Annotated in this window: 21 protein-coding genes and 3 tRNA genes; 4 read left to right on the forward strand and 20 right to left on the reverse strand. The window is 68.7% G+C overall.

Annotation, left to right across the window (positions count from 1 at the left end):
* Positions 1–31: 31 nt before the first annotated feature.
* The 12 genes from fusA to DXZ73_RS20405 all read right to left on the reverse strand — a co-directional run bounded on the left by fusA (position 32) and on the right by DXZ73_RS20405 (position 15833).
* Positions 32–2155, reverse strand: a complete 2124-nt coding sequence (gene fusA / locus DXZ73_RS20345) for an elongation factor G (protein WP_116212460.1) — start codon at positions 2153–2155, stop codon at positions 32–34.
* Positions 2156–2194: 39 nt separating this feature from the next.
* A complete protein-coding gene (gene rpsG / locus DXZ73_RS20350; RefSeq protein WP_030368420.1) occupies positions 2195–2665 on the reverse strand; it encodes a 30S ribosomal protein S7 in 471 nt (156 codons plus the stop codon).
* Between the two features lie 2 nt (positions 2666–2667).
* Positions 2668–3039 carry a 30S ribosomal protein S12 gene (gene rpsL, locus DXZ73_RS20355; protein WP_003948652.1) on the reverse strand — a complete coding sequence of 124 codons (372 nt, stop codon included), beginning with the start codon at positions 3037–3039 and terminating at the stop codon, positions 2668–2670.
* 435 nt (positions 3040–3474) lie between these two features.
* Positions 3475–7374 (reverse strand): DNA-directed RNA polymerase subunit beta', encoded by a 3900-nt coding sequence (locus DXZ73_RS20360; RefSeq protein ID WP_116212462.1) that lies wholly within the window; start codon positions 7372–7374, stop codon positions 3475–3477.
* A gap of 122 nt (positions 7375–7496) precedes the next feature.
* The gene (gene rpoB, locus DXZ73_RS20365; protein ID WP_116212464.1) at positions 7497–10979 is read right to left on the reverse strand and encodes a DNA-directed RNA polymerase subunit beta; all 3483 of its coding nucleotides are present in this window, start codon (positions 10977–10979) and stop codon (positions 7497–7499) included.
* 587 nt (positions 10980–11566) lie between these two features.
* On the reverse strand, positions 11567–11950 hold the full coding sequence (gene rplL / locus DXZ73_RS20375; RefSeq protein ID WP_116212466.1) for a 50S ribosomal protein L7/L12: 384 nt from the start codon (positions 11948–11950) through the stop codon (positions 11567–11569).
* Between the two features lie 110 nt (positions 11951–12060).
* A complete protein-coding gene (rplJ, locus tag DXZ73_RS20380) occupies positions 12061–12624 on the reverse strand; it encodes a 50S ribosomal protein L10 (RefSeq protein WP_116212468.1) in 564 nt (187 codons plus the stop codon).
* 360 nt (positions 12625–12984) lie between these two features.
* Positions 12985–13701, reverse strand: a complete 717-nt coding sequence (rplA, locus tag DXZ73_RS20385) for a 50S ribosomal protein L1 (protein ID WP_116212470.1) — start codon at positions 13699–13701, stop codon at positions 12985–12987.
* A 76-nt stretch (positions 13702–13777) separates the two neighbouring features.
* A complete protein-coding gene (gene rplK, locus DXZ73_RS20390) occupies positions 13778–14212 on the reverse strand; it encodes a 50S ribosomal protein L11 (RefSeq protein WP_116212472.1) in 435 nt (144 codons plus the stop codon).
* Positions 14213–14374: 162 nt separating this feature from the next.
* Positions 14375–15280, reverse strand: a complete 906-nt coding sequence (gene nusG / locus DXZ73_RS20395) for a transcription termination/antitermination protein NusG (RefSeq protein ID WP_116212474.1) — start codon at positions 15278–15280, stop codon at positions 14375–14377.
* Positions 15281–15360: 80 nt separating this feature from the next.
* Entirely contained in the window at positions 15361–15651 is a 291-nt protein-coding gene (gene secE / locus DXZ73_RS20400; RefSeq protein WP_116212476.1) for a preprotein translocase subunit SecE, read from the reverse strand.
* A 109-nt stretch (positions 15652–15760) separates the two neighbouring features.
* Positions 15761–15833 (reverse strand) — tRNA-Trp (locus tag DXZ73_RS20405).
* 219 nt (positions 15834–16052) lie between these two features.
* Here DXZ73_RS20405 and DXZ73_RS20410 point away from each other — a divergent pair.
* Both DXZ73_RS20410 and DXZ73_RS20415 read left to right on the forward strand, forming a co-directional pair.
* Positions 16053–17297: a pyridoxal phosphate-dependent aminotransferase gene (locus tag DXZ73_RS20410; protein ID WP_116212478.1), complete on the forward strand. Its 1245-nt coding sequence runs from the start codon at positions 16053–16055 to the stop codon at positions 17295–17297.
* A gap of 116 nt (positions 17298–17413) precedes the next feature.
* Positions 17414–18433 (forward strand): adenosine deaminase, encoded by a 1020-nt coding sequence (locus DXZ73_RS20415; protein ID WP_205519193.1) that lies wholly within the window; start codon positions 17414–17416, stop codon positions 18431–18433.
* A gap of 276 nt (positions 18434–18709) precedes the next feature.
* Here DXZ73_RS20415 and DXZ73_RS20420 read toward each other — a convergent pair whose 3' ends face one another.
* The 8 genes from DXZ73_RS20420 to DXZ73_RS20455 form a co-directional block, all read right to left on the reverse strand.
* A complete protein-coding gene (locus tag DXZ73_RS20420) occupies positions 18710–19765 on the reverse strand; it encodes a UDP-N-acetylmuramate dehydrogenase (protein WP_116215733.1) in 1056 nt (351 codons plus the stop codon).
* Between the two features lie 65 nt (positions 19766–19830).
* Complete coding sequence (locus DXZ73_RS20425) at positions 19831–21222, reverse strand: DHA2 family efflux MFS transporter permease subunit (RefSeq protein ID WP_116212482.1); 1392 nt, start codon at positions 21220–21222, stop codon at positions 19831–19833.
* Positions 21223–21304: 82 nt separating this feature from the next.
* Positions 21305–21871, reverse strand: coding sequence for a TetR/AcrR family transcriptional regulator (locus tag DXZ73_RS20430; protein ID WP_205519194.1), 567 nt, complete (start codon positions 21869–21871; stop codon positions 21305–21307).
* Between the two features lie 114 nt (positions 21872–21985).
* Complete coding sequence (locus tag DXZ73_RS20435) at positions 21986–22417, reverse strand: MaoC family dehydratase (protein WP_116212484.1); 432 nt, start codon at positions 22415–22417, stop codon at positions 21986–21988.
* Entirely contained in the window at positions 22417–22869 is a 453-nt protein-coding gene (locus DXZ73_RS20440; protein ID WP_116212485.1) for a MaoC family dehydratase N-terminal domain-containing protein, read from the reverse strand. Before DXZ73_RS20440 ends, DXZ73_RS20435 begins: the two co-directional genes overlap by 1 nt.
* 89 nt (positions 22870–22958) lie before the next feature.
* Positions 22959–23123, reverse strand: a complete 165-nt coding sequence (rpmG, locus tag DXZ73_RS20445) for a 50S ribosomal protein L33 (RefSeq protein ID WP_087927546.1) — start codon at positions 23121–23123, stop codon at positions 22959–22961.
* 85 nt (positions 23124–23208) lie between these two features.
* Positions 23209–23281 (reverse strand) — tRNA-Met (locus DXZ73_RS20450).
* A gap of 49 nt (positions 23282–23330) precedes the next feature.
* A tRNA-Thr gene (locus tag DXZ73_RS20455) sits at positions 23331–23403 on the reverse strand.
* A 194-nt stretch (positions 23404–23597) separates the two neighbouring features.
* Here DXZ73_RS20455 and DXZ73_RS20460 point away from each other — a divergent pair.
* Together DXZ73_RS20460 and DXZ73_RS20465 are read left to right on the forward strand one after the other, a co-directional pair.
* Positions 23598–24881 carry an amidohydrolase family protein gene (locus tag DXZ73_RS20460; protein ID WP_116212487.1) on the forward strand — a complete coding sequence of 428 codons (1284 nt, stop codon included), beginning with the start codon at positions 23598–23600 and terminating at the stop codon, positions 24879–24881.
* Positions 24882–24970: 89 nt separating this feature from the next.
* On the forward strand, positions 24971–25633 hold the full coding sequence (locus DXZ73_RS20465) for an NAD(P)H-binding protein (RefSeq protein WP_116212489.1): 663 nt from the start codon (positions 24971–24973) through the stop codon (positions 25631–25633).
* Positions 25634–25739: the final 106 nt, after the last annotated feature.

The following is a 25739-nucleotide window of genomic DNA, read 5'->3' on the forward strand; positions in this document are numbered from 1 at the left end:
TAAAGCGTGAGCTTTGCGTGCAGGGACGCGGTTACTCGCCCTTGGCCTTCGCGATGATCTCCTCGGCGACGTTCCGCGGAACCTCGGCGTAGGAGTCGAACTGCATCGAGTAGCTTGCGCGACCCGAGGTCTTGCTGCGGAGGTCTCCGACGTAGCCGAACATCTCCGACAGCGGAACCAGGCCCTTGACGAGCTTGGCGCCGTGACGGTCCTCCATGGCCTGAATCTGGCCACGGCGGGAGTTGATGTCACCGATCACATCGCCCATGTAGTCCTCGGGGGTGGTGACCTCGACGGACATCATCGGCTCGAGAAGAGCCGGGGACGCCTTGCGAGCACCCTCCTTGAACGCCATGGAACCGGCGATCTTGAAGGCGAGTTCGGACGAGTCGACGTCGTGGTAGGCGCCGTCGAGCAGCGTCACCTTCACGCCGGTCAGCGGGTAGCCGGCCAGCACGCCGAACTCCATGGCCTCCTGGCAACCCGCGTCCACGGACGGGATGTACTCCCGCGGGATACGGCCACCGGTGACCTTGTTCTCGAACTCGTAGCCATCGCCCTCGAGGGGCTCGATGGCCATCTGCACCTTGGCGAACTGGCCGGAACCACCAGTCTGCTTCTTGTGCGTGTAGTCGATGCGCTCGACGGCCTTGCGGATCGTCTCGCGGTACGCGACCTGCGGCTTGCCGACGTTCGCCTCGACGCGGAACTCACGGCGCATACGGTCGACCAGCACGTCGAGGTGCAGCTCGCCCATACCCGCGATGATGGTCTGGCCCGTCTCCTCGTCCGTGTGGACCTGGAAGGACGGGTCCTCCTCGGCGAGACGCTGGATGGCGACACCCAGCTTCTCCTGGTCGCCCTTGGACTTCGGCTCGATGGCGACCTGGATCACCGGGGCCGGGAAGTCCATGGACTCGAGGATGACCGGCTTCGACGAGTCGCAGAGGGTCTCACCGGTGGTGGTCTGCTTCAGACCCATGACGGCGACGATGTCACCGGCACCCACCGACTCGATCTCCTCACGCTTGTTCGCGTGCATCCGGTAGATCTTGCCGATGCGCTCCTTCTTGCCCTTCACGGAGTTCTGCACCTGGGTGCCGGTCTCCATGCGGCCCGAGTAAACCCGGACGAAGGTGAGCTTGCCGAGGTGCGGGTCGCTCATGATCTTGAACGCAAGACCCGCGAACGGCTCGTCGTCGGACGGCTTGCGCTTGACGACCTCGTCGGGGTTGTTGACGGCGTGGCCCTCAACAGCCTCGATGTCCAGCGGCGACGGCAGGTAGCGCACGACCGCGTCGAGCAGGGGCTGAACGCCCTTGTTCTTGAACGCGGTGCCACAGAACACCGGGGTGACGGTGACGGAGTCGGCGCTGCCACGGGAGGCCAGCGTGATGCGGCGGATGGCCGCCATCAGCTGCTCCTCGGTGGGCTCCTGGCCCTCGAGGAAGAGCTCCATCATGGCGTCGTCGTGCTCGGCGACACCCTCGAGGAGCTTGCCGCGCCATTCCTCGGCAGCCTCGGTGTGGGTGTCCGGGATGTCGACGACGTCGTACATCTCGCCCTTGGCGGCCTCGGCGGACCAGACCAGCGCCTTCATCTGGACGAGGTCGACCACGCCCTTGAAGTCGGCCTCGGTGCCGATCGGCAGCTGCATGACCAGCGGAACCGCACCGAGGCGGTCGACGATCATGTCGACGCAGCGGTGGAACTCGGCACCGGTGCGGTCGAGCTTGTTGACGAAGCAGATACGCGGAACGCCGTAGCGGTCCGCCTGACGCCACACGGTCTCGGACTGCGGCTCAACACCGGCGACGCCGTCGAACACCGTCACGGCACCGTCGAGGACGCGCAGCGAACGCTCCACCTCGACGGTGAAGTCGACGTGGCCCGGGGTGTCGATGATGTTGATGGTGTGGTCGACGTCGTTCAGCGGCCAGTGGCAGGTCGTCGCGGCAGACGTGATCGTGATGCCGCGCTCCTGCTCCTGCTCCATCCAGTCCATCGTGGCAGCGCCGTCGTGGACTTCACCGATCTTGTAAGAAACACCGGTGTAGAACAGGATCCGCTCGGTGGTGGTCGTCTTGCCCGCGTCGATGTGGGCCATGATCCCGATGTTGCGGACCTTGGCCAGGTCAAGCGAAGTGGTGGCCATATGGCTCAGTCTTCTCTCGGTTCTCGATGGGGGTAGCGACTACCAGCGGTAGTGCGCGAAGGCCTTGTTGGACTCGGCCATCTTGTGCGTGTCCTCACGCTTCTTGACCGCAGCGCCCAGACCGTTGGAGGCGTCCAGGAGCTCGTTCATGAGGCGCTCGGTCATCGTCTTCTCGCGACGGGCGCGGGAGTAACCCACGACCCAGCGGAGCGCGAGGGTGGAGGCGCGGCCCGGACGGACCTCGACCGGCACCTGGTAGGTGGCGCCACCGACACGGCGGGACTTGACCTCAAGAGCCGGCTTGACGTTCTCGAGGGCGCGCTTGAGGGTGATGACCGGGTCGTTACCGGTCTTCTCGCGCAGACCCTCCATGGCGCCGTACACGATGCGCTCGGCGGTGGAGCGCTTTCCGTGCAGCAGGATCTTGTTGATCAGGGAGGTGACAAGAGGAGAACCGTAGACCGGGTCGATGATGACCGGGCGCTTCGGGGCGGGGCCCTTACGAGGCATTCTTACTTCTCCTTCTTGGCGCCGTAGCGGCTGCGAGCCTGCTTACGGTTCTTGACGCCCTGCGTGTCGAGGGAGCCGCGGATGATCTTGTAGCGAACACCCGGCAGGTCCTTCACACGGCCACCGCGCACGAGCACGATCGAGTGCTCCTGCAGGTTGTGACCCTCACCCGGAATGTAAGCGGTGACCTCGATGCCGGAGGTCAGACGCACACGCGCGACCTTACGGAGCGCCGAGTTCGGCTTCTTCGGGGTGGTCGTGAAAACACGCGTGCAGACGCCACGACGCTGGGGCGAACCCTCGAGCGCGGGCGTCTTGTTCTTCTCGACCTTGTCCTGCCGGCCCTTTCGGACCAGCTGCTGGATCGTAGGCACCGTTTCTCCGGTTTCTGTGTGCCGATCACGATAAAACTAACCTGGGAGCTACCACCGACCCACGCGGTCGGGTGTGTCGAATGCTGCAGACCACCGCCGAAGACGGCTAGGCGCAGATTTCGGTGTCTCGGACCGTTACGGTCCGGGTCTCCCGCACGGTCTAAAGGCACGCACGAGAGCCCAGGGACACCCCAGGCACAAGGTCAGAGCGTACCTAGCGCATGGGCTGCGGTCAAAACAAATGCACACGCGGTGGACACCCCGACGCGCGGGGCACGTCGGGGCTCGGGGCCCGTTTCCCCGGCCCAGCACGGGCGACGGGGCCGTCGGCGAAGATGACGATCACTCTACCGGCCGAACGAGTGAGAGTGACAACACGCCGCAGGGCGGCCACCCCCCGGAAGGGGTGACCGCCCTGCGCGCTCGACTTGCGACTTACTGGTTGTACGGACCGTAGTCGTAGTCCTCCAGCGGGACCGCCTGGCCGGAGCCGGTGCCGAAGGGCGAGTAGTCGATGTCGTCGTAACCGACGGCCGAGTACATCGCGGCCTTGGCCTCCTCGGTGGGCTCCACCCGGATGTTGCGGTAACGGGACAGGCCCGTACCGGCCGGGATGAGCTTACCGATGATGACGTTCTCCTTGAGGCCGATCAGGGAGTCGGACTTGGCGTTGATCGCCGCGTCCGTCAGGACCCTGGTCGTCTCCTGGAAGGAGGCCGCGGACAGCCACGACTCCGTCGCCAGCGAGGCCTTGGTGATACCCATCAGCTGCGGACGGCCGGAGGCGGGGTGACCGCCCTCGGTGACCACACGACGGTTCTCGCCCTCGAAGCGCGAGCGCTCCACGAGCTCGCCCGGCAGCAGCTCCGCGTCGCCGGACTCGATGATCGTCACGCGGCGCAGCATCTGCCGGATGATGATCTCGATGTGCTTGTCGTGGATCGACACACCCTGCGAGTTGTAGACCTTCTGGACCTCGCCGACCAGGTGGACCTGGACGGCGCGCTGACCCAGGATGCGCAGAACGTCGTGCGGGTTGGTGGCACCCACGGTGAGCTTCTGGCCCACCTCGACGTGCTCACCCTCACTGACCAGCAGACGGGCACGCTTGGAGATGCCGAAGGCGGTCTCCTCGGAGCCGTCGTCCGGAGTGACGACGATCTTCTTGGTCTTCTCGGTCTCCTCGATGCGGACGCGGCCGGCCGCCTCCGAGATCGGGGCGACACCCTTGGGCGTACGGGCTTCGAAGAGCTCGACGACACGGGGCAGACCCTGGGTGATGTCGTCACCGGCCACACCACCGGTGTGGAAGGTACGCATCGTCAGCTGGGTACCCGGCTCACCGATGGACTGGGCCGCGATGATGCCGACGGCCTCACCGATGTCGACCAGCTTGCCGGTGGCCAGCGAGCGGCCGTAGCAGAAGGCACAGGTGCCGACCGCGGACTCGCAGGTGAGGACCGAGCGGGTCTTGACCGTCTCGACGCCGTGGGCGACGAGCTGGTCGATGAGGACATCGCCCAGGTCGACGTTGGCCGGCGCGATGACCTTGCCGTCGACGACGACGTCCTCGGCCAGCATGCGGGCGTAGACGCTGGTCTCGACGTCGTCCGCCTTGCGGAGCACGCCGTCGGCACCCTTGGCCGCGATCTGCAGCTTGAGGCCGCGCTCGGTGCCGCAGTCCTCCTCGCGGATGATCACGTCCTGCGAGACGTCCACCAGACGACGGGTCAGGTAACCCGAGTCGGCGGTACGCAGGGCGGTGTCCGCGAGACCCTTACGGGCACCGTGGGTGGAGATGAAGTACTCCAGCACGGACAGACCCTCACGGAACGACGCCTTAATGGGTCGCGGGATGGTCTCGTTCTTCGCGTTCGACACCAGACCACGCATACCGGCGATCTGACGCATCTGCATCATGTTTCCTCGGGCACCCGAGTCAACCATCATGAAGATGGGGTTCGTCTTGGGGAAGTTCGCGTTCATCGCCTCGGCAACCTCGTTGGTCGCCTTGGTCCAGATCGCGATGAGCTCCTGCGTGCGCTCGTCCTTGGTGATCAGACCGCGCTCGTACTGCTTCTGGACCTTCTCGTCCTGCGCCTCGTAGCCCTTGACGATCTCCTTCTTCGCCTCGGGAACGACGATGTCGGAGACCGACACGGTGACGCCGGAACGGGTCGCCCAGTGGAAGCCCGCCGCCTTCAGGTTGTCGAGCGTCGCCGCCACGATGACCTTGGGGTAGCGCTCGGCCAGGTCGTTGACGATCTCGGAGAGCTGCTTCTTGCCCACCGAGTAGTCGACGAACGGGTAGTCCTCGGGCAGCAGCTCGTTGAAGAGCGCGCGGCCCAGCGTGGTGCGCAGGCGGAAGGTGTCACCCTGCTGCCACTCCGGCTCGCCCTCCTCCTGCACCGGCGGGGTCCAGCCACGCGGCGGGACGGTGCCGATCGGGAAGCGGATGTCGACCTTCGCCTGGAGCGAGAGCTCCCGGGCGTCGAACGCCATGATCGCCTCGGCGGTGGAGCCGAAGGACCGGCCCTCGCCGATGACCTTGCGCTCCGCCTCGTCGGTGGTGAGGAAGAACAGGCCCAGCACCATGTCCTGGGTCGGCATGGTGACCGGACGGCCGTCGGCCGGCTTGAGGATGTTGTTCGAGGACAGCATCAGGATGCGGGCCTCGGCCTGCGCCTCCGCGGAGAGCGGCAGGTGGACGGCCATCTGGTCACCGTCGAAGTCCGCGTTGAACGCGGTGCAGACGAGCGGGTGGATCTGGATGGCCTTGCCCTCGACCAGCTGCGGCTCGAAGGCCTGGATGCCGAGGCGGTGCAGCGTGGGCGCACGGTTCAGCAGCACCGGGTGCTCGGCGATGACCTCTTCGAGGACGTCGTACACGACGGTGCGGCCGCGCTCGACCATGCGCTTGGCCGACTTGATGTTCTGCGCGTGGTTCAGGTCGACCAGGCGCTTCATCACGAACGGCTTGAAGAGCTCCAGCGCCATGGCCTTGGGCAGACCGCACTGGTGCAGCTTCAGCTGCGGACCGACGACGATGACGGAACGGGCCGAGTAGTCGACTCGCTTGCCGAGCAGGTTCTGACGGAATCGACCCTGCTTGCCCTTCAGCATGTCGCTGAGGGACTTCAGCGGGCGGTTACCGGGACCGGTGACCGGGCGACCGCGGCGGCCGTTGTCGAACAGCGCGTCGACGGCCTCCTGCAGCATCCGCTTCTCGTTGTTCACGATGATCTCGGGGGCACCGAGGTCAAGGAGACGCTTGAGGCGGTTGTTGCGGTTGATCACACGGCGGTACAGGTCGTTCAGGTCGGAGGTCGCGAAGCGGCCACCGTCCAGCTGCACCATCGGACGCAGGTCCGGCGGGATCACGGGGATGCAGTCGAGCACCATGCCGCTGGGGCTGTTGCGCGTCTGCAGGAAGGCGGAGACGACCTTGAGGCGCTTGAGCGCACGGGTCTTCTTCTGGCCCTTGCCGGTCCGGATGATCTCGCGGAGGCGCTCGGCCTCCTCGTCGAGGTCGAAGGACTCCAGGCGCTTCTGCAGCGCCGCGGCGCCCATCGCACCCATGAAGTAGGTGCCGAAGCGGTCGCGCAGCTCGCGGTAGAGCAGCTCGTCGCCCTCGAGGTCCTGGACCTTGAGGTTCTTGAAGCGGCTCCACACCTCGTCGAGGCGGTCGATCTCGCGCTGCGCACGGTCGCGCAGCTGCTTCATCTCACGCTCGGCGCCCTCGCGCACCTTGCGGCGCACATCGGCCTTGGCACCCTCGGCCTCGAGCTCGGCCAGGTCGGCCTCGAGCTTCTTGGCGCGGGCCTCCAGGTCGGCGTCGCGGCGCTGCTCGATCTGCTGACGCTCGACGGAGACGTGGGCCTCCAGCGAGGGCAGGTCGCGCGTGCGGCGCTCCTCGTCCACCCACGTGATCATGTAGGCGGCGAAGTAGATGACCTTCTCGAGGTCCTTCGGGGCGAGGTCGAGCAGGTAGCCCAGGCGCGACGGGACGCCCTTGAAGTACCAGATGTGGGTGACGGGAGCGGCGAGCTCGATGTGGCCCATCCGCTCACGGCGCACCTTGGCGCGCGTGACCTCGACGCCACAGCGCTCACAGATGATGCCCTTGAAGCGGACACGCTTGTACTTGCCGCAGTAGCACTCCCAGTCCCGGGTCGGACCGAAGATCTTCTCGCAGAAGAGTCCGTCCTTTTCGGGCTTCAGGGTGCGGTAGTTGATGGTCTCCGGCTTCTTGACCTCGCCGTGGGACCAGGTTCGGATGTCGTCCGCGGTCGCCAGGCCGATCCGCAGCTCGTCGAAGAAGTTGACGTCGAGCACTGTTCGTCAATCCCTCTTTCAGGGTTTGTGCCCCCTCGCGCCAGCGAGTTATTGGGCTCTACATCATGGTCTGGGGGTCCGGGGACGGCCGGGGCTCCACTGGGGAGCCCCGACCAGACCCGTCAGACCTCTTCGACGCTGCTCGGCTCGCGCCGGGACAGGTCGATACCGAGCTCTTCCGCCGCGCGGAAGACGTCCTCGTCCGTGTCGCGCATCTCGATGGACATGCCGTCCGAGGACAGCACCTCCACGTTGAGGCAGAGCGACTGCATTTCCTTGATGAGCACCTTGAAGGACTCGGGAATGCCGGGCTCGGGGATGTTCTCGCCCTTGACGATGGCCTCGTAGACCTTCACGCGGCCGGTGACGTCGTCGGACTTGATGGTCAGCAGCTCCTGGAGGGCGTAGGCGGCGCCGTATGCCTCCAGCGCCCACACCTCCATCTCACCGAAGCGCTGGCCACCGAACTGAGCCTTACCACCCAGCGGCTGCTGGGTGATCATGGAGTACGGACCGGTCGAGCGGGCGTGCAGCTTGTCGTCGACCAGGTGGTGCAGCTTGAGGATGTACATGTACCCGACCGAGATCGGGTCCGGGAACGGCTCGCCGGAGCGGCCGTCGAACATCCGGGCCTTGCCCGAGGGCAGGACCAGACGGTCACCGTCGCGGTTGGGGATCGTGGACTCGAAGAGACCGGCGATCTCGTCCTCGCGGGCACCGTCGAAGACCGGGGTCGCGACGTTGGTGCCGGCGGCGACCTCGTCGGCGCCGATCGCCTGGAGCCGCTTCATCCAGTCCTCGTCGCCCTCGACCTTCCAGCCGCGGCTGGCGAGCCAGCCGAGGTGGATCTCGAGGACCTGTCCCGGGTTCATTCGGGACGGGACACCGAGCGGGTTGAGGATGATGTCGACCGGGGTGCCGTCCTCGAGGAAGGGCATGTCCTCCACGGGGAGGATCTTGGAGATGACACCCTTGTTGCCGTGGCGGCCGGCGAGCTTGTCACCGTCGGTGATCTTGCGCTTCTGCGCGACGTAGACGCGGACCAGCTGGTTCACGCCCGGCGGCAGCTCGTCGCCCTCTTCGCGGTCGAAGACGCGGACGCCGATGACCTTGCCGATCTCACCGTGCGGCACCTTCAGCGAGGTGTCACGGACCTCACGGGCCTTCTCACCGAAGATCGCACGGAGCAGGCGCTCCTCCGGGGTCAGCTCGGTCTCGCCCTTGGGCGTGACCTTGCCGACCAGGATGTCGCCGGCGACGACCTCGGCACCGATGCGGATGATGCCGCGCTCGTCGAGGTCGGCGAGGACCTCCTCGGAGACGTTCGGGATGTCCCGGGTGATCTCCTCCGGGCCGAGCTTGGTGTCACGGGCGTCGACCTCGTGCTCCTCGATGTGGATCGAGGAGAGGACGTCGTCCTGCACGAGGCGCTGCGACAGGATGATCGCGTCCTCGTAGTTGTGACCCTCCCACGGCATGAACGCCACGAGGAGGTTCTTGCCGAGGGCCATCTCGCCCTCGTCCGTGGACGGACCGTCGGCGAGCACCTGGCCGGAGACGACCCGGGCGCCCTCGTCCACGACGACCTTCTGGTTGAAGGACGTGCCCTGGTTGGAGCGGGAGAACTTGGCGACCCGGTACGTGTTGTACGTGCCGTCGTCGTTGGCGACGGTGACGTAGTCCGCGGAGACCTCCTGGACCACACCGTCCTTCTCCGCCTTGATGACGTCACCGGCGTCGACCGCACAGCGGTACTCCATGCCGGTGCCGACCAGCGGGGCCTCCGCCTTGATCAGCGGAACGGCCTGGCGCATCATGTTCGATCCCATGAGCGCGCGGTTGGCGTCGTCGTGCTCGAGGAAGGGGATCATCGCGGTCGCGACCGACACCATCTGGCGCGGGGAGACGTCCATGTAGTCGACGTCGTCGCCGGCGATGTAGTCGATCTCGCCGCCACGGCGGCGGACCAGCACGCGCGACTCGGCGTAACGCATGTCCTCGGTGAGGGGGGCGTTCGCCTGCGCGATGACGAAGCGGTCTTCCTCGTCGGCAGTCAGGTAGTCCACGTCGTCGGTGACGACGCCGCCCACGACCTTGCGGTACGGGGTCTCGACGAAACCGAACGCGTTGACGCGGCCGTACGAAGCGAGCGAGCCGATCAGACCGATGTTCGGGCCTTCGGGCGTCTCGATCGGGCACATGCGGCCGTAGTGCGACGGGTGGACGTCTCGGACCTCGAAGCCGGCCCGCTCACGGGACAGACCACCCGGGCCCAGCGCGGACAGACGGCGCTTGTGGGTCAGGCCCGACAGCGGGTTCGTCTGGTCCATGAACTGGGACAGCTGGCTGGTGCCGAAGAACTCCTTGATGGAGGCGACGACCGGCCGGATGTTGATCAGGGTCTGCGGCGTGATCGCCTCGACGTCCTGGGTGGTCATCCGCTCGCGGACGACGCGCTCCATACGAGCCAGACCCGTGCGGACCTGGTTCTGGATGAGCTCGCCGACGTTGCGCAGACGACGGTTGCCGAAGTGGTCGATGTCGTCGGTCTCGACGACGATCGAGGTGCCGTTCTCGCCGACCGTCTCCAGCTCACCCGCGTGCAGCTTGACCAGGTACTTGATCGTCGCGATGACGTCGTCGACCGTCAGCACACCGGCGTCGAGGGGGGCGTCCGCGCCGAGCTTCTTGTTCACCTTGTAGCGGCCGACCTTCGCGAGGTCGTAGCGCTTGGGGTTGAAGTAGAGGTTCTCGAGCAGCGTCTGCGCGGCCTCGCGGGTCGGCGGCTCGCCCGGACGCAGCTTGCGGTAGATGTCGAGCAGCGCGTCGTCCTGGCCCTGGGTGTGGTCCTTCTCCAGGGTGGCGCGCATGGACTCGTACTCGCCGAACTCCTCGAGGATCTGCTCGGTCGTCCAACCGAGAGCCTTGAGCAGGACGGTCACGGACTGCTTGCGCTTGCGGTCGATGCGGACACCGACCATGTCGCGCTTGTCGACCTCCATCTCCAGCCAGGCACCCCGGGACGGGATGATCTTGGCGGTGAAGATGTCCTTGTCGGACGTCTTGTCGATGGAGGAGTCGAAGTAGACGCCCGGCGAGCGGACCAGCTGCGAGACGACGACACGCTCGGTGCCGTTGATGCAGAAGGTGCCCTTGTTGGTCATGAGCGGGAAGTCGCCCATGAAGACCGTCTGCGACTTGATCTCGCCGGTCTCGTTGTTGGTGAACTCGGCCGTGACGAAGAGCGGGGCCGCGTACGTGAAGTCGCGCTCCTTGCACTCGTCGATGGAGTTCTTCGGGGGCTCGAAACGGTGGTCGCGGAAGGTCAGCGACATCGACCCGGAGAAGTCCTCGATCGGGGAGATCTCTTCGAAGATCTCCTCCAGACCGGACTTGGTGGGGACGTCCTGACCGCTGTCCAGCGCAGCCTCGACGCGAGCCTTCCAGGCGGCGTTGCCGAGCAGCCAGTCGAAGCTCTCGGTCTGCAGCGCAAGGAGGTTCGGAACCTCGAGGGGCTCCTTGATCTTCGCAAAAGAGATGCGCAGCGGGGCGGTGCTGGCGCCGGTGTTCGTATTGGCAGTCGAGGCGTTGCGCGAGGCGGCCAAGAGGGGGTCCTTCCGAGGGCTCGGACTCACTACGCGCGTACCGGCCCCACTCCGTGCATACGAGAGAATCCCAGCTCAGCGGGTTTCCATCAGCAGTGCTCGACAGTGGGCATGCCCCTGGTGACGGGCAGGGAGCAGCTAACAGGCAGCGCAAAGGGTCAGTGTAGCCACTTGGCCCACTGATGTCCAGAGCGGATTTCCGGAGACCGGTGCGATACCAATCTCTCCCTCCGGGATCCTGTTGTTCCTCATTGCCTGGAGCAAGGCTTCCCTCTTCGCCGTCGATCCATGCCTCGGCTGCGGATCGATGTGGCGACGCGTCCTGAGAATTGCGCGCGGCGTGCCGTTCGTCAAGGCCCCTCGGCCTCCGGACGCCTCCCGTGGCGTCTCCACGGCCGTCGCCCGACCGCCCTCTCGCGCGCTTCCGGCAGACAACGAAGATCACCATACTCGCCCCCGCGCCCGGGGCAAGGCAGCCGTCGCGGGAACGCCCAAGGGCGACCACCCGCATGGGTGATCGCCCTTGAAACTTATACGCCGCCCGGACGCGCCGGGCCGCGCAGGAGAGAGTCAGCAGACTCCGAAGGTCACTTGACCTCGACGGAGGCGCCGGCGCCCTTGAGGGCCTCGGCGGCCTTCTCCGCGGTGGCCTTGTCGGCCTTCTCGATGACGGCCTTCGGGGTGCCGTCGACGAGGTCCTTGGCCTCCTTCAGACCCAGGGAGGTCAGCTCACGCACGACCTTGATGACCTGGATCTTCTTGTCACCGGCGGCGGTGAGGATGACGTCGAACTCGTCCTGCTCCTCGACGGCCTCGGCGGCGGCAGCGGCGCCACCGGCGGCGGCAACGGCGACCGGGGCGGCAGCGGTGACGTCGAACTTCTCCTCGAAGGCCTTCACGAACTCGGAGAGCTCGATGAGGGTCATCTCTTCGAACTGGGCGAGCAGGTCGTCCTGGCTGAGCTTCGCCATGATGGCGGTCCTTCCACTAATTCGGCTGGTGCCGGATGTACATTTCGGCGGGCGTACTACGGGCCCGCTGCGACCGTGACGGGCGCGAGGAATTCAGGCGTGAGCCTGGATTACTCGGCGGCAGCCTCGGCCTCGACGGGAGCCGGCGTACCGGCACCGCCCTGCTCGACCTTCGCGCGAAGCGCCTCCGCGGTGCGGACGAACTTCGACGGCAGGGCCTGGAAGAGCGCGGCAGCCTGGGACTGCTTGCCCTTCATGGCACCCGCCAGCTTGGCGAGCAGAACCTCGCGGGACTCGAGGTCCGCAAGCTTCTTGATCTCATCAGCGGTCAGCGCCTTACCGTCAAGGACACCGCCCTTGATGATGAGGTTGGGGTTCTCCTTGGCGAAGTCACGAAGACCCTTCGCCGACGTCACCGGGTCACCGGTGATGAAGGCAACCGCCGTCGGACCAGTGAACTGGTCGTCGAGCGAGGTGATCCCGGCCTCGTTGGCCGCAATCTTGGTCAGCGTGTTCTTCACCACGGCGTACTGGGCGTTCTCACCGAGCGAACGGCGCAGCTCCTTGAGCTGTGCCACGGTGAGACCGCGGTACTCGGTAAGCACGGCGGCATTCGAGCTGCGGAACTTGTCCGTCAGCTCGGCAACCGCGGCAGACTTGTCGGGCCTCGCCATGAGCCTCGGCCTCCTTCCGGGTGATTCGGACCGCATAGACACGCGAAGGGACCTGGGCAAAACGAAACGCCCCGGCGCAGGCGCTCGGGGCGTGCACTCGACCGTTCGAACCAGGGGTTCTCACGGGAGTTCAACCACAAATCACCTGCGCAGGTCGCCCGCAGCTAGCGGATCCTTCGGCCACCACACCTTCGCTAGGAAGGCACAGCAACGACCAGCGGTCTTTGGCTTCTGGAACAAGGTACGGGAAGGGTGTCTTCGGATGCAAATCGCCCCCGCCCGCCACCAAAAAGCCGGGCCCCGCACCCTCGGAAGGATGCGGGGCCCGGCCCGTGACGCTTACTCGCTACGAGAGGTCGATCAGACCGTCTCGTCCTCGACCAGGAGGTTGCGAGTGCGGTTGGAGTCCAGCGGGATGCTGGGGCCCATCGTCGTCGTCATGGTCGCCTTCTTGATGTAGCGACCCTTCGCGGCGGACGGCTTGAGGCGGGTGATCTCCTCGAGCGCGGCGGCGTAGTTCTCGACCAGCTTGGCCTCGTCGAACGACACCTTGCCGATGATGAAGTGCAGGTTCGAGTGCTTGTCGACGCGGAACTCGATCTTGCCGCCCTTGATGTCCGTGACAGCCTTCGCCACGTCCGGGGTGACCGTGCCGGTCTTCGGGTTCGGCATCAGACCACGCGGACCGAGCACGCGGCCGAGGCGGCCGACCTTGCCCATGAGGTCCGGGGTGGCGACGACGGCGTCGAAGTCCAGACGGCCCTTCGCAACCTCGTCGATCAGTTCGTCGGAGCCGACGATGTCGGCGCCCGCGGCCTCCGCGGCCGCAGCACGGTCACCGGTCGCGAAGACCAGGACCCGGGCGGTCTTGCCGGTGCCGTGCGGAAGGTTCACGGTGCCACGGACCATCTGGTCGGCCTTGCGCGGGTCGACGCCCAGACGCATGGCAACCTCGACGGTCGCGTCGAACTTGGTGCCGGAGGTGTCCTTCGCGAGACGGACGGCCTCGAGGGGGGCGTACAGGCGCTCCGCCTCGACCTTGGCGTCCGCAGCGCGGAGAGTCTTGCTGCGCTTCACTGCTTCTCCTCAGTGGTGAATGGAGTCGTGGTACGGACCGCGCTCGGTCCTTCCACGGTTACTGCGAGGTGGCTGATCAGCCCTCGACCGTGACACCCATGGAACGGGCGGTGCCGGCGATGATCTTCTCGGCGGCGTCCAGGTCGTTGGCGTTCAGGTCGGGCATCTTGGTGGCGGCGATCTCGCGCACCTGGTCGCGGGTGATCTTCGCGACCTTCTTGGTGTGCGGCTCGCCGGAGCCCTTCTCCACGCCCGCGGCCTTGAGGATCAGCTTCGCGGCCGGCGGAGTCTTCGTGACGAAGGTGAAGGAACGGTCTTCGTAGACCGTGATCTCCACCGGCACGACCATGCCACGCTGCGACTCGGTCGCGGCGTTGTAGGCCTTGCAGAACTCCATGATGTTGACGCCGTGCTGACCCAGCGCGGGGCCGACCGGCGGGGCCGGGTTCGCGGCACCGGCGCTGATCTGGAGCTTGATAAGCCCCGTGATCTTCTTCTTCTTGGGAGGCATTGCTCTCTCCGGGTCCTAGTGAGAGTTTTTTTGCCGGCGCACAGTGCGCGCAGGCATACCGCACCACGATAACGGGTAACATGCTGCGGCCAAAAACCGAGCAGGTCAGACAGGCTGCGAGCAGCCGATCTGACCTGTTCGGAAGCGTAAGTCCGGAAGAAGCTAGTTCTTCTGGATCTGGTCGAAGCTGAGCTCGACCGGGGTCTCGCGGCCGAAGATCTCGACGAGGCCCTTGACCTTCTTCGAGTCGGCGTTGATCTCGTTGATCGTGGCCTGGAGCGTCGCGAACGGGCCGTCGGTGACGGTGACCGAGTCGCCCACCTCGAAGTCCAGCACCTGGACCTCGACCTTGCGGGACGGCGCCGGCTTGCCCTCGGCCTCGGCGGCCTCGCGGGCGGCCTTCTCCTCGGCCTCCGGGGCGAGCATCTTGACGATCTCGTCCAGGGTCAGCGGGTACGGGTCGTAGGCGTTGCCCACGAAGCCGGTGACGCCCGGGGTGTTGCGGACGACGCCCCAGGACTCGTTCGTCAGGTCCATGCGCACCAGCACATAGCCGGGGAGCTTGTTCTGGCGGACGGTGCGGCGGTCGCCGTTCTTGATCTGGACGACCTCTTCCTGCGGCACCTCGGCCTGGAAGATGTAGTCCTCGACGTTGAGCGAGACGGCGCGCTGCTCGAGGTTGGTCTTCACGCGGTTCTCGTAACCCGCGTAGGTGTGGATGACGTACCACTCGCCGGGCAGACCGCGCAGCTCGTCGCGGAGCGCGGCGACGGGGTCGACCGGGGCCTGCTCCTCGGCGGGCAGCTCGTCGGCCTCGACCGCGGCGGCGGCCTCGGACTCGGCGTCGTCCTCGACGTGGAGGGCGGCCTCTTCGGCGGGCTCGCCGGCGGCGGAGTCCTCGGCGTCGAGCTCGTCGACGCCGTCGGCGTTCTCGACGATCTCCTGCGCGCCCTCTTCATCAGCGATGGCCGCAGCGTCGCCCTCGACCTCGGCCGAGGCAGCCGCGACCGCGTCGGCCTCTGCCGCGTCGGCGGAGTCGACGGCGTCGTTCAGGTTCGGGTCAGACACGTGGCTGCTTCTTCCTGGCTTCAAGGGGTGGAACGTGCGAAGGGGCGGCTCTCCGAGAAGCAGCCGCCCTACGCGCGGGTTCAGCCGAAGACGTACTTGACGGCGTTGGAGAACCCATAGTCAATCACGGTGACCAGGCCAATGACGATGACGACAAAGACGATCACCACTGTGGTGTACGTCGACAGCTGGTTCCGCGTGGGCCAGACGACCTTGCGGAGCTCTGCGACGACCTGACGGTAAAACAGCGCGAGGCGGCCGAAGGGGCCCTTCTTCCCGCGCTTCCCACCACGGCGGCCCTTTTTGGCGGCCACCTCGTCCTCGGGACGACCGCTCTCAGGCGTCGCGGTGGAGCCAAGGGCTTCCGTCACTACGTCCTCACCTGAATCCGGGTCGTGAGCCGTGCCGCGCCCGGTTGAGCCGCACGGCGGTGCATTTCAGTACGTACGCATGCACGCACCCTGGAAACGATGCGTGTAGCAGGGCCGAAGGGACTTGAACCCCCAACCGCTGGTTTTGGAGACCAGTGCTCTACCAATTGAGCTACGACCCTTTGTGGTTCCCCCAACCTACCGCATCCGGTCGTACGCACGGTGTGCGTGCAGCGGACGTGCCGGTGAGGGGCCAACGACGGATGAGTGTACGTGCTCCGGGGGCCCGCGTCGAACAGCGCCACCCGGAGCACCCACGGCTCAGACGCCGCACGGGCGGAGCCGGGGTGCGGCGGGCAATGCGTGTGCCCCGTCCGTGCCCGGTCTGCGACGATGCCTGCATGACCGCTGCGACTCCTTCCGAGCCCCCCGTCCAGTCCCCCACCGAGCGCCGGGTGTCGGCCCGTATCGGATCGATCTCCGAGTCCGCCACCCTCGCCGTGGACGCCAAGGCGAAGGCCCTCAAGGCCGCCGGGCGCCCGGTGATCGGCTTCGGTGCCGGCGAGCCCGACTTCCCGACCCCCGGCTACATCGTCGAGGCCGCGGTGGAGGCCTGCCGCACCCCGAAGTACCACCGCTACACCCCCGCCGGCGGCCTCCCCGAGCTGAAGGCCGCGATCGCCGCCAAGACGCTGCGCGACTCCGGCTACGAGGTCGACGCCTCCCAGGTGCTGGTCACCAACGGCGGCAAGCAGGCCATCTACCAGGCCTTCGCCGCGATCCTCGACCCGGGCGACGAGGTCATCGTGCCCGCCCCGTACTGGACCACCTACCCGGAGTCGATCCGCCTCGCGGGCGGTGTGCCGGTCGACGTCGTCGCCGACGAGACCACCGGCTACCGCGTCTCGGTCGAGCAGCTGGAGGCGGCCCGCACCGAGCGGACCAAGGTCCTGCTCTTCGTCTCCCCGTCGAACCCGACCGGCGCGGTCTACAGCCGTGCGCAGGTCGAGGAGATCGGCCGCTGGGCCGCCGAGCACGGCCTGTGGGTGCTGACCGACGAGATCTACGAGCACCTGGTCTACGGGGACGCCGAGTTCTGCTCGCTGCCGGTGGTCGTGCCGGAGCTGCGCGAGAAGTGCATCGTGGTCAACGGTGTCGCCAAGACGTACGCGATGACGGGCTGGCGCGTGGGCTGGATCATCGGCCCGAACGACGTGGTCAAGGCCGCGACCAACCTCCAGTCGCACGCCACCTCCAACGTCTCCAACGTGGCGCAGGTCGCCGCGCTGGCCGCCGTCTCCGGTGACCTGGAGGCCGTCGCGGAGATGCGCAAGGCGTTCGACCGCCGCCGCCAGACGATCACGCGGATGCTCAACGAGATCGACGGCGTGCTCTGCCCGGAGCCGGAGGGCGCGTTCTACGCCTACCCGTCCGTGAAGGGGCTGCTCGGCAAGGAGATCCGCGGCAAGCGGCCCGCCACCTCCGTGGAGCTGGCCGCCCTGATCCTCGACGAGGTCGAGGTCGCGGTGGTGCCGGGCGAGGCCTTCGGCACGCCGGGCTACCTGCGCCTGTCGTACGCCCTGGGCGACGAGGACCTGGTCGAGGGCGTCTCCCGGATCCAGAAGCTGCTGGCCGAGGCCAAGTAGCGCCTCTCCTCCTCGCGGGCTCCCGGCTGCGGCCGGGGGCCCGCAAAGGTTTTCGGCCGGTTCCCGTTCAGGGAAAGTCCCTTCCGGTTGTCGGGCCCATGCGGCAGGATCTGCCAATGGAGAACGTTCGCGACGTCCGTGCGCTGCCGAAGGCCCACCTGCACCTGCACTTCACCGGGTCCATGCGCCCGTCGACCCTGCTGGAGCTGGCCGACAAGTACGGGGTGCACCTGCCCGAGGCGCTCAGCGGCGGCGAACCTCCCCAGCTGCGCGCCACCGACGAACGCGGCTGGTTCCGCTTCCAGCGGCTCTACGACATCGCACGGTCCTGCCTGCGCTCCCCGGAGGACATCCGGCGACTGGTGCGCGAGGCCGCCGAGGAGGACGTGCGCGACGGCTCCGGCTGGCTGGAGATCCAGGTCGACCCCACCTCGTACGCGCCCCGGCTCGGCGGGCTGATCCCCGCGCTGGAGATCATCCTCGACGCCGTCGACAGCGCGTCCCGGGACACCGGCCTGGGCATGCGGGTCATCGTCGCCGCGAACCGCATGAAGCACCCGCTGGACGCGCGCACGCTGGCCCGGCTCGCCGTGCGGTACGCCGACCGCGGCGTCGTCGGCTTCGGGCTCTCCAACGACGAGCGGCGCGGGCTCGCCCGCGACTTCGACCGTGCCTTCGAGATCGCCCGGGAAGGCGGCCTCCTCGCCGCCCCGCACGGCGGCGAGCTCGCGGGCCCCAGCAGCGTCCGCGACTGCCTGGACGACCTGCGCGCGGGCCGCGTCGGGCACGGCGTCCGCGCCGCGGAGGACCCCCGCCTGCTCCGCAAGCTCGCCGAGCGCGGGGTGGCCTGCGAGGTCTGCCCGACGTCGAACGTGGCGCTGGGGGTCTACGAGAAGCCCTCCGACGTGCCGCTGCGGGTGCTCTACGAGGCGGGCGTCCCGATAGCCCTGGGCGCGGACGACCCCCTGCTCTTCGGCTCGCGGCTGGCCGCGCAGTACGAACTGGCCCGGGAGCACCATGGCTTCTCCGACGCCGAGCTCGCGGATCTGGCCCGCCAGTCGATCCGGGCGTCGCGGGCGCCGGCGTCCGTGCGGGATGAGTTGCTGGCAGGGGTGGACGGCTGGCTGACGGCGTAGCCCTGCCGGGGGCTTCCCCCAGCCCCGCCCCTTCCCGGCTGCATCCGATTTGCGGCTCCGCCGCGTGGGGGGCTCCGCCCCGGACCCCGAAGCACGCTTCGCGCGCTGTCCTCAAACGCCGGACGGGCTGATTTCAGCCCGTCCGGCGTTTGAGGACAAGCGGCGCAGCCGCTTCAGGGGGTCCGGGGTCTCCCCGGTTTCGGGAAGGGGCGGGGCTGGGGAAACAAACCCACCGAGCCGCACCCGGGCACGGGTCCGGGGCGGAGCCCCGGGGGGCTAAAGCTCGCAGCCCACCGTCACCGGCTCGTTGACCAGGGTCACCCCGAACGCGCTCCGCACGCCGTCCCGGACCTCGCGCGCGAGCGCCAGCAGATCCTCCGTCGTCGCCCCGCCCCGATTCGTCAGCGCCAGCGTGTGCTTCGTCGAGATACGAGCCGCCCCGGCCCCGTACCCCTTCGTGTACCCCGCCTTGTCGATCAGCCAGGCCGCGGACGTCTTCGTGAAGCCCTCCCCCGCCGGGAAGGCCGGCGGGACGACGTCCGCCCCGAGCCGCTCCGCCACCCGCTCCAGGAACGCCGCGTGCTCGGCCTCCGTGAGGATCGGGTTGGTGAAGAAGGAGCCCGCGGACCAGGTGTCGTGGTCCTCCGGGTCGAGCACCATGCCCTTGCCCGCGCGCAGCTTCAGGACCGTTTCCCGGGCGGTCGCGGCCGGTACCCGGTCGCCTGCCTCCACGCCGAGCGCGCGGGCCGTCTCCGCGTACTTGATCGGCGCGGACAGCCCGCCCGCGTCCTCCAGCCGGAAGCGGACCCGGAGCACGACGTGCCGGGCGGGGTCCTGCTTGAAGCGGCTGTGACGGTACGAGAACGCGCACTCCTCGTTGGAGAGCGTGACGACCTCGTCGGCCCGGCGGTCGTAGGCCACCACCTCGGTGATCGTGGCGGAGACCTCCTGGCCGTACGCGCCGACGTTCTGGATCGGGGTGGCACCGGCGGAGCCGGGGATCCCGGCCAGGCACTCGATGCCGGCGAGACCGGCCTCGACGGTGCGGGCCACGGCGTCGGACCAGTTCTCACCGGCGGCGAGTTCGAGGTCGGCGCCGGTGAGGGTGAAGCCGGTGGTGGCGATGCGCAGGGCGGTGCCCTCGAAGCCCTTGTCGGAGATGACCAGGTTGCTGCCGCCGCCGATGATCAGCAGCGGGGTGCCGGTCGCGTCGGCTTCGCGTACGGCCGTGACCACCTCGTCGTCGGTGGTGGCGGTGACCAGGCGGGTCGCGGGGCCACCGAGACGGAAGGTGGTCAGGGGGGCGAGGGGGGCATCGTGGAATTCCTGCACGGGCCCCAGGGTATCCGCTGCGCTTTCACCGGCCCGGGGCGGTGAAAGCCACGGCGGGAGCGCCTTCAGCCCGCCGGCGCCGGCTGCCGGCGCGGGATCGCCGTCGTCGTCACCGCCGCCAGGGCGACCGCCCCCGACCCGACCCACAGCGCGGGCACGATGCCGTCGGCGAAGCTCGCGGCCGACCCGTACCCGCCCTGCGCGGAGAAGACGGAGGCGAGGACCGCGACGCCCAGCGCTCCGCCCACCTCGCGCAGGGCGCTGTTCGCCCCGGAGGCGATGCCCTGTTGCGCGGGGGCGACGCTGGACATGACGAGGTTCGCGGCCGGCGCGAAGTACAGCGCCATCCCGACCCCGCTGACGATCAGCGCGGGAAGCTGCGCCGTGTACGAGACGCCGGGCGCGAGCACCAGGGCGAAGAGGGCGAGGCCGAGCGCCTGGAGGGCGAGTCCGGCCGTGACGACCCGGCGGCCGCCGATCCGGTCGGACAGATAGCCGGCGAAGGGCGCGACGACCATCGGGGCGCCGGTCCAGGGCAGCATCCGCAGGCCCGCCTGGGTGGGCGAGTAGCCGCAGGCCACCTGAAGGTACTGGCTGAGCAGGAAGATCGAGCCGAACATGCCGAGGAACATCAGCAGCCCGGCCGCGTTGACCGCGGCGAACGCCCTGTTGCCGAAGAGCCGCATCGGCAGGACCGGCTCGCTGCTGTGGAAGCCGTGGTGCACGAAGCCGCCCAGGAGCGCCGCCCCGGCGATCAGGCCGGTGAGGACGCGGGCGCTGGTCCAGCCGTGGGCGTCGGCGTTGACCAGGCCGAAGACGACGCCGAAGAGGCCGCCGGTGGCCAGGAGCGTGCCGGGGATGTCGAGGCGCGCTCCGGGCGCGCGGGACTCCGTCATGCGCAGCCGGACGAGCGGCAGGAGGGCGATGCCGAGGGGGACGTTGAGCCAGAAGATCCACTGCCAGGAGATGTGTTCGGTGAGGCTGCCGCCGATGAGCGGGCCGCCCGCGACCGCGAGGCCGTTGACCGCGCCCCAGATCCCGTACGCGGTGCCGCGCCGTTCCGCGGGGACGGCCGTGGTGAGGAGGGTGAGGGACAGCGGCGTCATGATCGCGGCGCCGACGCCCTGCGCGGCGCGGGCGGCGATCAGTCCGTCGATGCCGGGCGCGAGGGCCGCGGCGGCCGACGCGGCGGTGAAGAGCGCGATGCCGAGGGCGAAGAGCCTGCGGCGCCCGAAGCGGTCGCCGAGTGCGGCGCCGGTCATCAGGAGGGCGGCGTACGCGAGGGTGTAGGCGTTGACCGTCCATTCGAGGTCCTGGAGCGCTCCCCCGAGGTCCTCGCGGATGGCGGGGAGGGCCGTGGTGACGACGAGGTTGTCGAGTGCGGCCATGAACCCGGCGGTACCGGTGACGACCAGGGCCCAGACGACGCCGGAGCGCCGCGCCGTTCGCTGGAGCATGGTGGATTTCCCCCCTGAAGATTAGTTATCGCTTACTAACTTGTGCGCCCACGGCCGTGCCGCCCACCCCGGCGGCACGAGGTCACGCCGACCGTGCGGACTCGTAGAAGCCGGTCCACACCCGGTGGTCACCGGGGAAGCCGAGCGTGACGAGGGTGTTGATGAGCATCCCGTACGCCATGAAGGACCTGGTCTCCTCCTGGTCGGCCCCGAGGCTCAGATGAACGGCGTCCCAGAGGTCCGCCCAGCCGGCCCGGACGGAATCGCCGAACGCGTGGTCACCGGCGGCCTCGGCCGACGCGACCGCGACATACACCTGCATCTGCATCAGCAGGCCGTCGGGATCCTCGGAGATCAGCCGCCGGTAGGCGGCCGCCATCGCGTGCGCACGGTCCTCGGCGGTGGCGTCGGCCGGGAGGTCCTCCGCGACCTCCTCGAAGCCCTTGCGGGTCCGCTCCAGGCAGCGCTCGGCCGCGGCGAGGAAGATCGCCTGCTTGCCGGGGAAGAGCCGGAAGAGATACGGCTGCGAGACGCCCACGCGGCGGGCGATCGCCTCGGTGGAGGTGCCGTTGTAGCCGCCGCGCGCGAACTCGGTGATCGCGGCGCGGATGACGCTCTCGCGGCGCTCATCGGCGCTCATCCTGACCATGGACGTAAGTTAGTGATTGATTACTTATGAAGTCAAGAAGCCATGGAACCAAGAAGTAAGGGGCATCCGCCATGGCGGATGCCCCTTACTTCACAGCTGCGGCCGGCTTCGCCGTCAGGCGAGCCGGACGACGGCGCGGGACATGCCCAGGACCTTCTGGCCCGCGCTCCTGACCAGGAGGTCGACGCGGACCGTGCGGGCCTCGTCGTCCTTGGCCGCGACCTTGCCGCCGACCTCGATGACCGCGCCCTCGTCGTCGTTCGGCACGACGACCGGCTTGGTGAACCGCACGCCGTACTCCACGAGGGCGCCCGGGTCACCGGTCCAGTCCGTCACCACGCGGGCCGCCTCGGCCATGGTGAACATGCCGTGCGCGATGACGTCCGGCAGCCCGACCTCCTTGGCGAACTTCTCGTTCCAGTGGATCGGGTTGAAGTCGCCGGAGGCGCCCGCGTAGCGGACGAGAGTGGCACGGGTCACCGGGAAGGACTGCACGGGCAGCTCGGTGCCGACCTCGACGTCGTCGTACGAAATCCTCGCGGCCATCACGCCTCCTCGGTGGCGCGCGCCACCAGCATCGTGTGGGCGGTCACGACGTGCTCGCCGGTCTCGTCGTGGACCTCGCCACGGACCGTCACCACATCGTTGCCCGCCATGGACTTGATCGTCTCGATCGTGGAGGTGACCGTCAGCCGGTCGCCCGCGCGGACCGGGCGGGTGTAGGCGAACTTCTGGTCGCCGTGCACCACGCGGTCGTAGTCCAGACCCAGCTGCGGGTCCTGGACGACCTGGCCCGCGGCCCGGAAAGTGATCGCAAACACAAAGGTCGGCGGAGCGATCACGTCGGGGTGACCGAGGGCCTTGGCGGCCTCGGGGTCGGTGTACACCGGATTGGCGTCACCGATGGCGTCGGCGAATTCGCGGATCTTCTCCCGGCCGACCTCATAGGGCTCGGTGGCCGGGTAGGTCCGTCCGACGAAGGACTGGTCGAGCGCCATGGGCTCGGCACCTCCTGAGTGGACTGCGGTGGATAACGCCATGAGGCCGCCCCCAAGATCTGGGGACGGCCTCATGAACGAGCCTGTGTTTAGCGCGTTTCGCGGTGCGCAGTGTGCGCCTTGCAGCGCGGGCAGTGCTTCTTCATCTCAAGACGGTCCGGGTCGTTACGCCGGTTCTTCTTGGTGATGTAGTTCCGCTCCTTGCACTCCACGCAGGCCAGCGTGATCTTCGGGCGGACGTCGGTGGCAGCCACGTGAGTGCTCCTTGACGGAATGGACGGATGAACGCAGACAAGAGTAGCCGACCGGAGGACCGACCCCACAATCGGCTACTACGTGTAGCGGTGACCGGACTTGAACCGGTGACACAGCGATTATGAGCCGCTTGCTCTACCGACTGAGCTACACCGCTTTGATGCGAGAGAGATCCTCGCCCGAAGGCGAGGAACCTCACACACCAGAGCCCCAATACGGAATCGAACCGTAGACCTTCTCCTTACCATGGAGACGCTCTGCCGACTGAGCTATTGGGGCGAGCGAGGAAGACATTACACGGTTGGCCGCCGAAGGTGAAATCCGTATCCCGCGGCCACCCCAAGGGGCTCTCCGCACCCCTCTCGCACCACACCAGTACGACTATTCGTCGCTTGCTCGAAGCCGTTCCGAACCCGCCCTAGGCTCGGAACACGCTGCGTGATCATGCACGCCCCGGACCCCGGAGGAGCGCGATGCCCGACAGCCAGCCGCAGCCCCCGAGAAACCCCGGGGGTGACACCCCGCCCGTCGGCCCGTCCCCCGGCGCCGCGCCCGGCGACAGCGCCCTGGTGCTGTGCGGCGCCCGGCTCGCCGACGGCCGCACCGTGGACGTACGGCTCAGCGGCGGGAGCATCGAAGCCGTCGGGACCTCCGGCAGCCTCGCCCCCGGCCCGCGCGTCGACCTCAGCGGCTATCTGCTGCTGCCCGCCCCGGCCGAACCCCACGGCCACGGCGACACCGCGCTCACCGCGGACGCCGACGGCCCCGTCCCGTGCTCCGTCGAGGCCGTCCAGCGCCGCGCCACCGAAGCCGCCCTGCTCCAGCTCGGCCACGGCGCCACCGCGCTCCGCAGCCACGTCCGGATCGGCGACGTCCAGGGCCTGCGCTCGCTCGAGGCCGTGCTCCAGGCGCGGCGGGCGCTGCGCGGCCTCACCGACCTCACCACCGTCGCGGTCCCCCGGCTGCTCACCGGGGCCGCCGGGGCCGACGGGCTGGCCATGCTGCGGGACGCCGTGAAGATGGGCGCGGCCGTCGGCGGCTGCCCCGACCTCGACCCCGACCCCACCGGCTACGCCGAGGCCGTCCTGGACCTCGCCGCCGAGCACGGCTGCGCCGTCGACCTGCACACCGACGGCGCCGACCCCGCCCGGCTGGCCCGGCTCGCCGCCATGGCCGGCGGCCTGCGCCCCGGCGTCACGATCGGCCCCTGCGGCGGCCTGGCCCGGCTGCCGTACGACCAGGCCGTGCGGGCCGCCGAGCAGCTCGCGGCCGCCGGGGTGACCGTGGTGTGCCTGCCGCAGGGCGACTGCGCCGCACTGGAGCAGCGCGCGGCCCGCGTCTCGCGCTGCGCGCCGGTGCGGCTGCTGCGGGCCGCCGGGGTGCGGGTGACGGCGGGCAGCGGCGCGCTGCGGGACGCGGCCAACCCCGTCGGGCGCGGCGACCCCCTGGAGGCCGCCTTCCTGCTGGCCTCGCGCGGCGAGCTGCGCCCGCAGGAGGCCTACGAGGCCGTCAGCGGGGGCGCGCGGGCCGCGATGGGGCTGCCGCCGGTCCGGGTCGAGGCGGGCTTCCCCGCGGAGCTCCTGGCCGTGCGGGGGCGGCGGATCGAGGGCGTGCTGTCGCTCGCGTACAGCCGTCTGGTGGTGCACCGGGGGCGCGTGGTGGCGCGGACCAGCGCGGTGCGGGAGTACTGCGACTCGTCGGCCGTGTCGGCGCTGGAGCTGCCGCGCCAGTCGTCGCGCGCCGGCGAGACCTCCTGACCGGTCGTCGCGCGCCCCCGCGCGCCTGGTCAGGCCGGTTCGCGCCCCTTCCGCCTGGCGGCGCGGGCCGCACCGCGTACGGTCGGATCATGCGCATTGTCATCGCTGGTGGACATGGTCGGATCGCGCTGCGGCTGGAGCGGTTGCTCGCCGCGCGCGGGGACGAGGTCGCGGGCGTCATCCGCAGGCCGGAGCAGGCGGGGGACCTGCTCGCCGCGGGTGCCGAACCGGTCGTGTGCGACCTGGAGTCGGCGTCGGTCGAGGACATCGCCCGGCATCTGGAGACCGCCGACGCGGCCGTCTTCGCGGCCGGCGCGGGCCCGGGGAGCGGCATCGGACGCAAGGACAGCGTGGACCGCGCGGCGGCCGCCCTGTTCGCCGACGCGGCGGAGGCGGCCGGGGTCCGGCGCTTCGTCGTGGTCTCCTCCATGGGTGCCGACCGCGAGCCCGCTGAGGGCACCGATCCGGTCTTCGCCGCGTACCTCCGCGCGAAGGGCGCGGCCGACGCGGACGTGACGGCCCGTACCGGGCTCGACTGGACGATCCTGCGGCCGGGCGGCCTCACGGACGAGCCCGGTACGGGCCGGGTGGCGCTCGCCGGGTCGACGGGGCGGGGCTCGGTCTCCCGCGACGACGTGGCGGCGGTCCTGGCGGCGCTGCTGGCCGAACCCGGCACGGCGGGGCGGACGCTGGAGCTGATCGCGGGCGACACGCCGGTGGACGAGGCGGTGAAGAGCGTGGCGGAGGGCTGAGCCGAGGGGCCGGACGAGCCACTCCCGGGGAAAGTGCGGCAGATCACATTTCACGGGTGGGTTCTTGAGTTCCGGCGCCATCCGGAAAACACAGAAGGGCCTTCTC

It is taken from the genome of Streptoverticillium olivoreticuli subsp. olivoreticuli (assembly GCF_003391135.1).
Taxonomy (GTDB): Bacteria; Actinomycetota; Actinomycetes; order Streptomycetales; family Streptomycetaceae; genus Streptomyces; species Streptomyces blastmyceticus.